The organism is Acinetobacter sp. Ac8 (assembly GCF_055392545.1).
In genome coordinates this window covers 4,041,150-4,054,272 of sequence record NZ_AP043689.1, presented here as the reverse complement: position 1 = coordinate 4,054,272, position 13,123 = coordinate 4,041,150, and the positions used below count along the sequence as shown (strand labels likewise).

The window sequence follows — 13,123 nt, the reverse complement described above, 5'->3', positions numbered from 1 at the left end:
TTAATTTTTATTGCAGGAAATGTGATTAAGTGGTATTAAGTTGCTCAATTGGAAAAGATCTTTGGGAAGATAATGAAAAAATTATTAAAACCTTTATTTGTTGCAACTTTAGCAGTTCCAGCATTGGCATTTGCAGATACGGCACCACAAACGACGACAGTGGAAAAAGTACAAGCTGCTACAGGCGCAGTGACAGCCCAAGCAGAAGTAAAAAATGAAACCACGACTGTAATCAGTCCACGTACTGGTATTCGTTATACTTTAGGTAATACAGGCGGACGCCCAATTATTTTAAAAACTGCGGCGATTGCAGCGGTAACACCTGCTACGGTTAATCGCGTTGTTGCTTCAAATCCAGCATTGTCAGTATCTAGTCAAGAAAAAGTAAAGCAAGCATTATTGGCTGCGGATACCACGACTGCTGTTCAACAGTAATACGTTGTTGATGTAATGAAAGCCAGTATATTTACTGGCTTTTTTATTTTATATTCAAATGAATAAGCTTTTCTTATAGTAAAAATAAATAAGCATTTTAATAAGCTCGATTTTTATAGAGAATTCTAATAAGCTGTGTTTTCATTCTAATTCATGTGGACATTTGAAAATGGCTGTTGGTGACGTGTCTATGCCGCATATGCATGTGGTACAAGGTGTAAAAATTGGCTCTGCTGAGGCGTATGTCCGTTATCCAAATCGACGAGATTTAGTTATTTTTGAATTTGCACAAGGTACCAATGTTGCGGGGGTATTTACCCAAAATGCATTTTGCGCAGCGCCAGTTCATGTGTCGAAAGCGCATTTAGCACAAGCTAATCCACGCTACTTGGTCATCAATACTGGGAATGCTAATGCAGGTACAGGAAAATTGGGTATGCAAAATGCACAATTGACCTGTTTAAAGCTTGCTGAGTTAGCGCAGGTAGAAGAATTTGAGGTATTGCCATTCTCTACAGGGGTCATTGGCGAACAACTGCCGATTGAGCGTTTAACGCAAGGTTTACAGCCTGCACTAAATAGTTTGAATGACGCTTCATGGCCGGACGCTGCGACTGGGATCATGACCACGGATACCACACCAAAAGGCGCCTCAGAACAGTTCGAGCTTGATGGTATAACGTATACAATGACTGGGATTTCTAAAGGTGCAGGCATGATTCGCCCCAATATGGCGACCATGCTGAGTTTTGTTGCAACCGATGCGCCAATTGCACGAAATCTTGTGCAAAAAATGTTAAAAATTAGCGCAGACCAATCATTTAATCGGATTACTGTGGATGGTGATACTTCTACCAATGATTCATGCATCTTTGCTGCAACCGGAATGGCTGGTGGCGTAGAAATTAGCAGTGAAGATGATGCACGTTATACTGTGGTTTTGGATGTTTTATCGCGTGTGATGAAGCGTTTGGCGCAACTGATTATTCGTGATGGGGAAGGGGCGACCAAATTCATTACTATCACGGTTGACGGTGGAAACGACACACAAGAATGCTGCGATATTGCTTATAGCATTGCCCATTCACCATTGGTTAAAACGGCAATTTTTGCGTCTGATCCAAACTGGGGGCGTATCCTTGCTGCGATTGGTTATGCTGGCGTGAAAGATTTGGATGTTGAAAAAATTCAAGTCTGGTTAGACGACGTGCAAATTTGTAAAGATGGTGGTGCTGCTGAAGACTATACCGAAGAGGCTGGTGCACGGGTAATGTCACAGACAGAAATGACCATTCATGTAAATCTTGGTCGAGGGCAGGCCAAAGATACGGTCTATACCTGTGACCTATCCTATGATTATGTGAAAATTAATGCGGACTATCGTTCTTAACTACTGATTTTTTAAGGAGCCTCATTCGTGAGGCTTTTTTATAACAAAACATTTTTCGTGGTGAATTTATGTGCGCTAAACCGTACAATCAATTCACAAGTGTATAAACGCTAGCATGATGCCAGCGACAAGGAAAGAGAAGACCTCTTATGAATGATGCGAATAATTTAATTGCCAACGAAGCAAAATCGGTTGTGCAAGCGCATTTAGATCGTTTAGGTGAACCTAAGGACAATAGTCTGAGTCCAGTGGTAAAACAGCAGAAGTTTGCGCAAATTAAAGCTGAGTTGCAAAAGAACAATGCTGTTTTGGTGGCACATTATTATTGTGATCCAGATGTACAAGAACTTGCGGAAGCGACAGGTGGTTGTGTTTCTGATTCTTTAGAAATGGCGCGTTTTGGACGTGATCATGAGGCATCTACTCTGGTGGTCGCTGGGGTTAAATTTATGGGAGAAACTTCAAAAATTCTTTCTCCTGAAAAAACAGTCCTTATGCCAACTTTGGAAGCAACCTGTTCGCTTGATCTCGGTTGTCCTGTAGATGAATTTACCGCATTTTGTGATGCGCATCCTGAGCATACTGTTGTGGTCTATGCCAATACCTCAGCAGCAGTTAAAGCACGTGCAGATTGGGTAGTAACTTCAAGTTGTGCTGTAGAGATCATTGAACACTTAGACAGTTTGGGTGAGAAAATTATTTGGGCACCAGATCAACATTTAGGCCGTTATATTCAAAAGAAAACCGGTGCTGATATGTTGCTTTGGGATGGTGCTTGTATCGTGCATGAAGAGTTTCGTGCCCGTGGTATTGAAAAGATGAAAGCGCTGTATCCGAATGCAGCTGTATTGGTGCATCCTGAGTCTCCAGAATCCGTGATTGATATTGCGGATGCGGTGGGAAGTACCTCACAACTGATCAAAGCAGCCCAAACATTACCACAAGACACTTTAATTGTGGCTACAGACCGTGGCATTTTCTATAAAATGCAACAAGCTGTGCCGCATAAGACCTTGATTGAAGCACCTACAGCAGGTGAGGGTGCAACTTGTCGTTCTTGTGCGCATTGCCCGTGGATGGCAATGAATGAATTAGATGGTATTTTGTCAGTTTTGCAAAAGGCCGATCAAGAAATATTCGTAGATGCTGCTTTGGCTGAACGTGCTAAATTACCTTTAGATCGTATGTTGAACTTTAGTGCTCAATTAAAACGATAGAAATTGTATAAAAAACATCTGAAATGTTTGATTAATATACATTTGACGTGTTTTTTTAACTTTTTTTCAAGATAGGTGTTGACGTCTTGTGGCGTCACGCCTAGAATGCACACCGTACCGCACGATGTGCGATACACAAAAGCTGAGATGAACGGAGCATAGCACAGCCTGGTAGTGCACCTGGTTTGGGACCAGGGGGTCGTAGGTTCGAATCCTACTGCTCCGACCAATTCTTCAAGGCAAGTTAATCTGTGATATTAGTATCATTGGTCATGCGCCTGTAGCTCAGTTGGATAGAGCATCCGCCTTCTAAGCGGATGGTCACAGGTTCGAATCCTGTCAGGCGCACCATATGTTGCTTGATACTATAGATCCTAAAACTTAATGTGACGGTGGATGTAGCTCAGTTGGTAGAGCCCCGGATTGTGATTCCGGTTGTCGTGGGTTCGAGCCCCATCATTCACCCCAATTCCTTAAGTTAGTTGTAAATTCGGAGCATAGCACAGCCTGGTAGTGCACCTGGTTTGGGACCAGGGGGTCGTAGGTTCGAATCCTACTGCTCCGACCATTTAAGCATTAGCTTAAATATAAATTATCCGCTTAAAGGCGGTTTTTTTATGCCTGAAATTTGTGTTTGTCAACGAAGCGTCAAATTCTATAGATCTAAAAAAAGATCTCCGTAGAGATCTTTTTTAATAAAGAGAAGATTATCAAGGAATAATAATCACCGCAACACGACGGTTTTCAGCTTTATTCTCTTCTGAATCATTTGATTTAAGTGGCTGGTCAGCCCCTTTTCCAATCACTTGGATATTTTGTGGATTAAATTTTTGCTCAATGAATATATTTGAAACATTTTGAGCACGTTCTTTGGATAATTTTAAATTGTATTCAGGATTTCCGATATTATCGGTATGACCTACAATTTTAAGCTTATCGAGATGATATTTATTTAATTGCGTGGCTAAACGAACCAATTCAGTTTGACGTTCGGTATTAATATTCGATTCATTAAAACCAAACAATAAACGTTCTGGTAGACCTAGACTCCAACCTTCATCCGTTAATACAAAACCTTCTTTCTTAAGTACACGAGCTTGTTTATAGCTCAACCCACCTAGATTCATACAACCTGTAAGTGCTAGGCAGAGTATTGCAAGAATAGAAAGTTGTACGTTTTTTAAAGTCATAAAAACCCCCTAATATTATGAATGGTAAATAAACCAATGATGCTGTAAAGATTTTGCTTTGTACATGGCTTGATCTGCTTGAGAAATTAAGTCTTCTGGGCTTGAGGCCTGGCTAGAGATAGCAATACCGATACTAAAGCTAAAAGAAATCGATTGTCCTTTATAGATTAAAGGATCGTCACAACATTTAATCAGATTTTCCGCAATAGAGATGAGGTGTTCAATTTTAGAAATGGAACGTAAAATAATTGCAAACTCATCTCCTGCAAGACGCGCGACAAAATCATCTTGGCGAATATGGCGTCTTAATCGTGAAGCCATTTCTTTTAAAACTTCATCACCGACCAAATGTCCATATTGATCATTAATAGCTTTAAAATTATTATTATCAATAAATAATAAAGCTAAATTTTCACGTTGATTGGTGTCTTCATATAAATTACATAACACTTGATAAAAATAATTACGATTAGGTAATTCGGTTAAATGATCATGTTGAACTTGATAAGAAAGTTCACTATTCTCATTTTGAAGATGGGTATGCCAAGATTGAATTTCATCTAAGAGTTGGTTGAACACACTGTTTAAGTCTTGAAATTCTTTTACATCACTTTTTGGAAACCTTAAGTTATACGCCTTTTGATTTCTTAAGAGTTGTGCAATTTGTATAATTGGTAAAAAAGAACCCATAATATGGCGATAGGTTAAGTTTACTGACCACCATACAGCAAAAACCATAAAGAGCATGCCAAACGCTAAGCCGGTAAAAATTTTAAAAATAAACATTAAAATTTCATTGGAACTTCCATATAGAACAACTTGACCAACCAGCTTTCCTTGATGTTGGACGTTTAACTTGATGGAATCTTTTAAAAAGATATGATCAAAAAAGTTTTGAATATATGAATAGTGTTCAACATTTTTTAGGCTTTCAGCAACTTTATGACCTTGATTATCATAAACCTCAATCAGGCGTACTGAATGTTGAAAGGTGTATTCATTGATAATCTGCGAAATCGCGATTCTATCTGAGAACACCAGCGCAGGTTGAACACGTTCAGACACGGTTCGACTGATTAATAATAGGTTTTGTTTCGCATAAGATTCAACGGTAAATACTGAAATCGTGACAAAAGTAGACGTACTAATAAATAAAGTGATTGCAAAGGTCGTAAATTGAGATTTACGAAACAATGTTTGTAGAGAACTCGATTTAAAAAATTTATTCATCATTATTTTAATCCGAATTCTTTGCCAGCAATAAAACACGTGGGTCAACATGTATTTTAGACTGAGCTAAACTATCAAGATTCACTTTAAAAATAGTATTTCCTGTTTTGTTGGTGGATAAGCAAAAAACGCTGCCAATTTCACATTCAGAATTACTTGAGCTAAACGATAAAATAGATGAATTTAATGATTTCCCAATAAGGGCCTGTTCGGTTTGTGCTGAAGTATTGGAAAAAAATACTGCATCACAATGACGATTTTTTAGATCGGCGGAATGTATCGCACTTATATTAAAAGGAGACTTATTTGATTTGATATAAGCAGAAAATTGGTTTGCATAAGATGCATTATCAACGACGCATAATTCTGGATTCGGAGTGTTCCATTTTGCATAACTTAATATCGACAATGTCATCATGAAAATATTATGTGACGAATTGGCTGAGGAATAGTTGCAGCAAAAGAGCAAAATTCCTAAACAGAAGCTTCTTCTATTTATAAAACGGGCCATATTCGACTTAATTTATTAAATGATAAAATTATTTCAAATAGTTTAAAGAAAAAAAACAAATATAAATAGCTTAAAATTTAAATAAAAACATGTTCTGCTTTATTAGTATGAGAAAAAATGGTGCAAAAAATAGCTAAAAATGGACTTTTTTTGCTGTTTTGGTCGAAAAAATGTCCAGTTGATAAAAAAGTTTAAAAAAAGGGGTTGTGTTGGTTAGGGAATGCTGTAGAATGCACATCCATCGGCGGTGATGTTAAATAAAAATTCTGATAAATCAGGCACTTGATTAATTTGTTAAGATTTCGAATTGAGATTTTAAGATGAGATTAGAGTTGGGTTTGTTAGAAAAAATAATTAACATTATTGATTGACTTTTTAGAGATAGAGAGTAGTATAGCCGACCTAGCTTGATGCTGACGAAGCATTGAGAAGATCATTAAGAGAATATGAAGAACAACTTGTGTGGATTTTTACTGATTGATTGATCGAAATATTATCATTGATTGATTGGTTTAAATTACTCGAAGTTTATTTGAGAGAATTTGTCAGTACATTGATGAGCCAGAATTGTGACCTTAAGTCACTAATGATTTTTAACTGAAGAGTTTGATCATGGCTCAGATTGAACGCTGGCGGCAGGCTTAACACATGCAAGTCGAGCGGGGGAGATTGCTTCGGTAATTGACCTAGCGGCGGACGGGTGAGTAATACTTAGGAATCTGCCTATTAATGGGGGACAACATCTCGAAAGGGATGCTAATACCGCATACGCCCTACGGGGGAAAGCAGGGGATCACTTGTGACCTTGCGTTAATAGATGAGCCTAAGTCGGATTAGCTAGTTGGTGGGGTAAAGGCCTACCAAGGCGACGATCTGTAGCGGGTCTGAGAGGATGATCCGCCACACTGGGACTGAGACACGGCCCAGACTCCTACGGGAGGCAGCAGTGGGGAATATTGGACAATGGGGGGAACCCTGATCCAGCCATGCCGCGTGTGTGAAGAAGGCCTTATGGTTGTAAAGCACTTTAAGCGAGGAGGAGGCTCTTCTAGTTAATACCTAGGATGAGTGGACGTTACTCGCAGAATAAGCACCGGCTAACTCTGTGCCAGCAGCCGCGGTAATACAGAGGGTGCGAGCGTTAATCGGATTTACTGGGCGTAAAGCGTGCGTAGGCGGCTTTTTAAGTCGGATGTGAAATCCCCGAGCTTAACTTGGGAATTGCATTCGATACTGGGAAGCTAGAGTATGGGAGAGGATGGTAGAATTCCAGGTGTAGCGGTGAAATGCGTAGAGATCTGGAGGAATACCGATGGCGAAGGCAGCCATCTGGCCTAATACTGACGCTGAGGTACGAAAGCATGGGGAGCAAACAGGATTAGATACCCTGGTAGTCCATGCCGTAAACGATGTCTACTAGCCGTTGGGGCCTTTGAGGCTTTAGTGGCGCAGCTAACGCGATAAGTAGACCGCCTGGGGAGTACGGTCGCAAGACTAAAACTCAAATGAATTGACGGGGGCCCGCACAAGCGGTGGAGCATGTGGTTTAATTCGATGCAACGCGAAGAACCTTACCTGGTCTTGACATAGTAAGAACTTTCCAGAGATGGATTGGTGCCTTCGGGAACTTACATACAGGTGCTGCATGGCTGTCGTCAGCTCGTGTCGTGAGATGTTGGGTTAAGTCCCGCAACGAGCGCAACCCTTTTCCTTATTTGCCAGCACTTCGGGTGGGAACTTTAAGGATACTGCCAGTGACAAACTGGAGGAAGGCGGGGACGACGTCAAGTCATCATGGCCCTTACGACCAGGGCTACACACGTGCTACAATGGTCGGTACAAAGGGTTGCTACCTAGCGATAGGATGCTAATCTCAAAAAGCCGATCGTAGTCCGGATTGGAGTCTGCAACTCGACTCCATGAAGTCGGAATCGCTAGTAATCGCGGATCAGAATGCCGCGGTGAATACGTTCCCGGGCCTTGTACACACCGCCCGTCACACCATGGGAGTTTGTTGCACCAGAAGTAGGTAGTCTAACCGTAAGGAGGACGCTTACCACGGTGTGGCCGATGACTGGGGTGAAGTCGTAACAAGGTAGCCGTAGGGGAACCTGCGGCTGGATCACCTCCTTAACGAAAGATTGACGATTGGTAAGAATCCACAACAAGTTGTTCTTCATTGATGTATCTGAGGGTCTGTAGCTCAGTTGGTTAGAGCACACGCTTGATAAGCGTGGGGTCACAAGTTCAAGTCTTGTCAGACCCACCAAGTCTACTGAACACAGAAGAGCAGATATATTAAGATCTTAAGCTGGGGACTTAGCTTAGTTGGTAGAGCGCCTGCTTTGCACGCAGGAGGTCAACGGTTCGACTCCGTTAGTCTCCACCATCACTTACATTGAACTTAAAATGTTCAAATAGACGTAAGATAAGTTAAGAAATAAGCATATAGTTGATTAGATCCTAGAGATTAACAAATGGATGGCGTAGTATACGCACCAGTTGATAATCTCTGTGATTTATCACAGTTAACTACTCGCTGACGAGGCGGTAGTGAATCATTAACAGAATATATTTGAGTTGAAATAATTGTTTAAACTCGTTTTAGTTGATGTTAGCAAGTAATTGTTAATGTTGAGTGAAATGAGCACTAGCGATAAAACTGAATCAAGCGTTTTGGTATATGAATTAAATTGAAGCTGTATGGTGATTAAGTTCACAGGCAACAAATAGAAGTGATTAAGTTCACATTGTTGATCCTCCTTGTAGGGATTAACGACTGTTTGGGGTTGTATAGTCAAGTAATTAAGTGCATGTGGTGGATGCCTTGGCAGTCAGAGGCGATGAAAGACGTAATAGCCTGCGATAAGCTTCGGGGAGGCGGCAAATATCCTGTGATCCGGAGATTTCTGAATGGGGAAACCCACTTACCATAAGGTAGGTATCGCATGATGAATACATAGTCATGCGAGGCGAACGAGGGGAAGTGAAACATCTCAGTACCCTTAGGAAAAGAAATCAATTGAGATTCCCTCAGTAGCGGCGAGCGAACGGGGATCAGCCCATTAAGTTATATGTGTTTTAGCGGAAAGCTCTGGGAAGTGCTACCGTAGAGGGTGATAGTCCCGTACACGAAAGGGCACATATAATGATGACGAGTAGGGCGAGGCACGTGAAACCTTGTCTGAATATGGGGGGACCATCCTCCAAGGCTAAATACTCCTGACTGACCGATAGTGAACCAGTACCGTGAGGGAAAGGCGAAAAGAACCCCTGTGAGGGGAGTGAAATAGATCCTGAAACCGCATGCATACAAGCAGTGGGAGCCAACTTGTTTGGTGACTGCGTACCTTTTGTATAATGGGTCAGCGACTTATATTCAGTAGCAAGGTTAACCGTATAGGGGAGCCGTAGAGAAATCGAGTCTTAATAGGGCGTTTAGTTGCTGGGTATAGACCCGAAACCGGGTGATCTATCCATGAGCAGGTTGAAGGTTGGGTAACACTAACTGGAGGACCGAACCCACTGTCGTTGAAAAGCCAGGGGATGACTTGTGGATAGGGGTGAAAGGCTAATCAAACTCGGTGATAGCTGGTTCTCCCCGAAAGCTATTTAGGTAGCGCCTCGGACGAATACCATAGGGGGTAGAGCACTGTTTCGGCTAGGGGGTCATCCCGACTTACCAAACCGATGCAAACTCCGAATACCTATGAGTACTATCCGGGAGACAGACTGCGGGTGCTAACGTCCGTAGTCAAGAGGAAAACAATCCAGACCGCCAGCTAAGGCCCCCAAATTATAGTTAAGTGGGAAACGATGTGGGAAGGCATAGACAGCTAGGAGGTTGGCTTAGAAGCAGCCACCCTTTAAAGAAAGCGTAATAGCTCACTAGTCGAGTCGGCCTGCGCGGAAGATGTAACGGGGCTAAAACTATATGCCGAAGCTGCGGATGTATACTATGTATACGTGGTAGGGGAGCGTTCTGTAAGCCGATGAAGGTGTATTGAGAAGTATGCTGGAGGTATCAGAAGTGCGAATGCTGACGTGAGTAACGACAAAACGGGTGAAAAACCCGTTCGCTGAAAGACCAAGGGTTCCAGTCCAACGTTAATCGGGGCTGGGTGAGTCGACCCCTAAGGCGAGGCCGAGAGGCGTAGTCGATGGGAAATTGGTTAATATTCCAATACTTCTGTGTAATGCGATGAGAGGACGGAGAAAGTTAAGTCAGCCTGGCGTTGGTTGTCCAGGTGAAAGGCAGTAGGCATGCATCTTAGGCAAATCCGGGGTGCTCTATGCTGAGAGCTGATAGCAAGCTAGTTTACTAGCGAAGTGGCTGATACTATGCTTCCAGGAAAAGTCTCTAAGCTTCAGTTACACAGGAATCGTACCCTAAACCGACACAGGTGGTCAGGTCGAGTAGACCAAAGCGCTTGAGAGAACTCTGCTGAAGGAACTAGGCAAAATGGTACCGTAACTTCGGGAGAAGGTACGCTGCTGACGGTGATAGGACTTGCTCCTTGAGCTATTGGCAGCCACAGAAACCAGGCCCCTGCAACTGTTTATTAAAAACATAGCACTCTGCAAACACGAAAGTGGACGTATAGGGTGTGATGCCTGCCCGGTGCTGGAAGGTTAATTGATGGGGTTAGCGTAAGCGAAGCTCTTGATCGAAGCCCCAGTAAACGGCGGCCGTAACTATAACGGTCCTAAGGTAGCGAAATTCCTTGTCGGGTAAGTTCCGACCTGCACGAATGGCATAATGATGGGGGCGCTGTCTCCAGCAGAGGCTCAGTGAAATCGAAATCGCCGTGAAGATGCGGTGTACCCGCGGCTAGACGGAAAGACCCCGTGAACCTTTACTGCAGCTTGACATTGAACTTTGATCTTACTTGTGTAGGATAGGTGGGAGGCTTTGAAGTAGTGACGCCAGTTGCTATGGAGCCATCCTTGAAATACCACCCTGGTAATATTGAGGTTCTAACTCTGTCCCGTTATCCGGGACGAGGACCATGTCTGGTGGGTAGTTTGACTGGGGCGGTCTCCTCCTAAAGAGTAACGGAGGAGTACGAAGGTGCGCTCAGCGTGGTCGGAAATCACGCGTAGAGTATAAAGGCAAAAGCGCGCTTAACTGCGAGACCCACAAGTCGAGCAGGTACGAAAGTAGGTCTTAGTGATCCGGTGGTTCTGTATGGAAGGGCCATCGCTCAACGGATAAAAGGTACTCTGGGGATAACAGGCTGATACCGCCCAAGAGTTCATATCGACGGCGGTGTTTGGCACCTCGATGTCGGCTCATCTCATCCTGGGGCTGAAGCAGGTCCCAAGGGTATGGCTGTTCGCCATTTAAAGAGGTACGCGAGCTGGGTTTAGAACGTCGTGAGACAGTTCGGTCCCTATCTACCGTGGGCGTTGGAAATTTGAGAGGATCTGCTCCTAGTACGAGAGGACCAGAGTGGACGAACCTCTGGTGTACCGGTTGTGACGCCAGTCGCATCGCCGGGTAGCTATGTTCGGAAGGGATAACCGCTGAAAGCATCTAAGCGGGAAGCCTACCTCAAGATAAGATTTCCCTAGGACTTTATGTCCTCTAAAGAGCCGTTGAAGACTACGACGTTGATAGGTTGGATGTGGAAGTGCGGTGACGCATGAAGCTGACCAATACTAATTGCTCGTGAGGCTTGACTATACAACACCCAAGCAGTTGTATATGAAGCATCATTTGATTCATAAAAGATCAAACATACTTGATTTAGTTGTAAAGCTAGTTAAACTATTCAACTCAAATGTTCTGTTTGAGCGAGGGTAAGCAAAGCAACGCTTTGCCCGAGCGCAAGATTTGGTACGAAGTAAGGCATTTAAATAAGACCCGAACAAGTCCATAACAGTTTGCTGGCGACAATAGCAAGAGTGAACCACCTGATCCCTTCCCGAACTCAGAAGTGAAACCTCTTAGCGCTGATGGTAGTGTGGGGTTACCCATGTGAGAGTAAGTCATCGCCAGCTTTTAAATCTAAAACACCCCGATCTCTAACGAGAGCGGGGTGTTTTTTTATGTGTGGTGTTTGGGATATCTGGAAGAAAAAAGTCTAAAATAGAATATTAAAAGCTCTAGCTTTAGCAGGAGCTTTTAAAAATCATTAAAAAGATTCCACCTAAACAATAAAATCATTAATCTTTAAAGTGAACAGGAATCCATTGATAGCTCTTCCCATCTGCTGAGTAAATATGTCCAATGCCCGGGAATGGTAAATGAGGTGCTGCGATGGTTTGCCCATGTTTTGCATAATCAGCAAACTGCTTTAATCGGGTTTGAACAGCTGTTTTCGGGTCAATATCATATTCTATTGCTGTTTCTGGTTTATCGAATTGTACTGTATGAGAGTGGACAATATCCCCAATAAAAACAATATCTTCACCCGTTGTTTTTAGTTTGTAACTAAAATGTCCTGGGGTATGACCAGCAGTACTGATTACTTCAAATCCGCTGATGTTGTCACCCAGTTTAAATGTTTTAAACTGTTTTTTAACTTGATAGGGTGCAAGGGCGGCTTTGATCTTTTCTACAGTTGCTAAGTAATTGGCACGTTTATCTTGTGCTATTTTTTCAGCTTGTTTTGGATTTAGCCAATAATTTGCTTCATCTTCAGAGACATAGATGGTGGCATTTGGGTAGTTTGCTATGCCATTTTTACTGACACCACAGGAATGATCAGGGTGTAAATGTGTCAGTAAAATCGTATTGACTTGTTCAGGTTGATGACCTGAAGCTTTGAGATTTTTTAATACAGAGCCTAGATGCGCACCGAAACAATCTGCAGTACCGCTATCCACCAAAACCAGTGATTTTCCTGTGTTAACTAAAAATGCATTCACCGATGTTTGCACACCTTTGGCTTGATCTGCATGATATTTCTTTAAAATTTCTTGAACCTTATCCTGTGAAATATCTTTAAATAGTGTGGGAGACATAAAGTTGGTGCCATCTAGTAAGGCTGTAATTTGTGTATTGCCCAGCTGATGTTGGTAAAACCCTGCTACTTGCGCTTGTTGTTCAATGATCGGTAATGTTTTGGTGACTTCTGCTTGTGATATTAGAGGGAATAAGCCGAATAAAAGGACTGATAATGATAGGGCAGTTTTTTTCATTGGA

At 42.5% G+C, this 13,123-nt stretch carries 7 protein-coding genes, 6 tRNA genes and 3 rRNA genes; 12 read left to right on the top strand and 4 right to left on the bottom strand.

Features of this window, described 5'->3' with window-relative positions:
• Positions 1–72: 72 nt before the first annotated feature.
• The 7 genes from ACZ5QH_RS19210 (at position 73) to ACZ5QH_RS19180 (ending at position 3,610) form a co-directional block, all read left to right on the top strand.
• Entirely contained in the window at positions 73–435 is a 363-nt protein-coding gene (locus ACZ5QH_RS19210) for a hypothetical protein (protein WP_004817737.1), read from the top strand.
• 169 nt (positions 436–604) lie between these two features.
• Positions 605–1,825 carry a bifunctional glutamate N-acetyltransferase/amino-acid acetyltransferase ArgJ gene (argJ, locus tag ACZ5QH_RS19205; protein ID WP_303577409.1) on the top strand — a complete coding sequence of 407 codons (1,221 nt, stop codon included), beginning with the start codon at positions 605–607 and terminating at the stop codon, positions 1,823–1,825.
• Between the two features lie 149 nt (positions 1,826–1,974).
• A complete protein-coding gene (gene nadA, locus ACZ5QH_RS19200) occupies positions 1,975–3,042 on the top strand; it encodes a quinolinate synthase NadA (protein WP_303577408.1) in 1,068 nt (355 codons plus the stop codon).
• A 152-nt stretch (positions 3,043–3,194) separates the two neighbouring features.
• Positions 3,195–3,271 (top strand) — tRNA-Pro (locus tag ACZ5QH_RS19195).
• A gap of 45 nt (positions 3,272–3,316) precedes the next feature.
• A tRNA-Arg gene (locus ACZ5QH_RS19190) sits at positions 3,317–3,393 on the top strand.
• Between the two features lie 41 nt (positions 3,394–3,434).
• Positions 3,435–3,510, top strand: a tRNA-His gene (locus tag ACZ5QH_RS19185).
• A gap of 23 nt (positions 3,511–3,533) precedes the next feature.
• A tRNA-Pro gene (locus ACZ5QH_RS19180) sits at positions 3,534–3,610 on the top strand.
• 142 nt (positions 3,611–3,752) lie between these two features.
• On the opposite strand, the gene yfiB is transcribed toward ACZ5QH_RS19180, so the two are convergent.
• Genes yfiB through yfiR form a run of 3 tightly spaced genes read right to left on the bottom strand, consistent with a single transcriptional unit; the run spans position 3,753 to position 5,973 of the window.
• Positions 3,753–4,232 carry an outer membrane lipoprotein YfiB gene (yfiB, locus tag ACZ5QH_RS19175; RefSeq protein WP_004723848.1) on the bottom strand — a complete coding sequence of 160 codons (480 nt, stop codon included), beginning with the start codon at positions 4,230–4,232 and terminating at the stop codon, positions 3,753–3,755.
• A 15-nt stretch (positions 4,233–4,247) separates the two neighbouring features.
• Positions 4,248–5,465 carry a diguanylate cyclase DgcN/YfiN gene (dgcN, locus tag ACZ5QH_RS19170; protein ID WP_004723846.1) on the bottom strand — a complete coding sequence of 406 codons (1,218 nt, stop codon included), beginning with the start codon at positions 5,463–5,465 and terminating at the stop codon, positions 4,248–4,250.
• A 4-nt stretch (positions 5,466–5,469) separates the two neighbouring features.
• Positions 5,470–5,973, bottom strand: a complete 504-nt coding sequence (gene yfiR, locus ACZ5QH_RS19165) for a regulatory sequestration protein YfiR (protein WP_004817733.1) — start codon at positions 5,971–5,973, stop codon at positions 5,470–5,472.
• 594 nt (positions 5,974–6,567) lie between these two features.
• Here yfiR and ACZ5QH_RS19160 point away from each other — a divergent pair.
• The 5 genes from ACZ5QH_RS19160 (at position 6,568) to rrf (ending at position 11,976) form a co-directional block, all read left to right on the top strand.
• Positions 6,568–8,106: ribosomal RNA gene (locus ACZ5QH_RS19160) — 16S ribosomal RNA — on the top strand.
• Positions 8,107–8,165: 59 nt separating this feature from the next.
• A tRNA-Ile gene (locus ACZ5QH_RS19155) sits at positions 8,166–8,242 on the top strand.
• Positions 8,243–8,286: 44 nt separating this feature from the next.
• Positions 8,287–8,362 (top strand) — tRNA-Ala (locus ACZ5QH_RS19150).
• A 406-nt stretch (positions 8,363–8,768) separates the two neighbouring features.
• Positions 8,769–11,659 (top strand): 23S ribosomal RNA (locus ACZ5QH_RS19145).
• A gap of 202 nt (positions 11,660–11,861) precedes the next feature.
• Positions 11,862–11,976 (top strand): 5S ribosomal RNA (gene rrf, locus ACZ5QH_RS19140).
• The 16S, 23S and 5S rRNA genes sit together here with 2 tRNA genes alongside, the layout of an rRNA operon.
• 165 nt (positions 11,977–12,141) lie before the next feature.
• Here rrf and ACZ5QH_RS19135 read toward each other — a convergent pair.
• Positions 12,142–13,119, bottom strand: coding sequence for an MBL fold metallo-hydrolase (locus ACZ5QH_RS19135; protein WP_303577639.1), 978 nt, complete (start codon positions 13,117–13,119; stop codon positions 12,142–12,144).
• Positions 13,120–13,123: the final 4 nt, after the last annotated feature.

Excerpts from the sequence above, each read along its gene's own strand:
- ACZ5QH_RS19210 (WP_004817737.1), top strand. The coding sequence starts at position 73 with ATGAAAAAATTATTAAAACCTTTATTTGTTGCAACTTTAGCAGTTCCA.
- argJ (WP_303577409.1), top strand. The coding sequence starts at position 605 with ATGGCTGTTGGTGACGTGTCTATGCCGCATATGCATGTGGTACAAGGT.
- nadA (WP_303577408.1), top strand. The coding sequence starts at position 1,975 with ATGAATGATGCGAATAATTTAATTGCCAACGAAGCAAAATCGGTTGTG.
- yfiB (WP_004723848.1), bottom strand. The coding sequence starts at position 4,232 with ATGACTTTAAAAAACGTACAACTTTCTATTCTTGCAATACTCTGCCTA.
- dgcN (WP_004723846.1), bottom strand. The coding sequence starts at position 5,465 with ATGATGAATAAATTTTTTAAATCGAGTTCTCTACAAACATTGTTTCGT.
- yfiR (WP_004817733.1), bottom strand. The coding sequence starts at position 5,973 with ATGGCCCGTTTTATAAATAGAAGAAGCTTCTGTTTAGGAATTTTGCTC.
- ACZ5QH_RS19135 (WP_303577639.1), bottom strand. The coding sequence starts at position 13,119 with ATGAAAAAAACTGCCCTATCATTATCAGTCCTTTTATTCGGCTTATTC.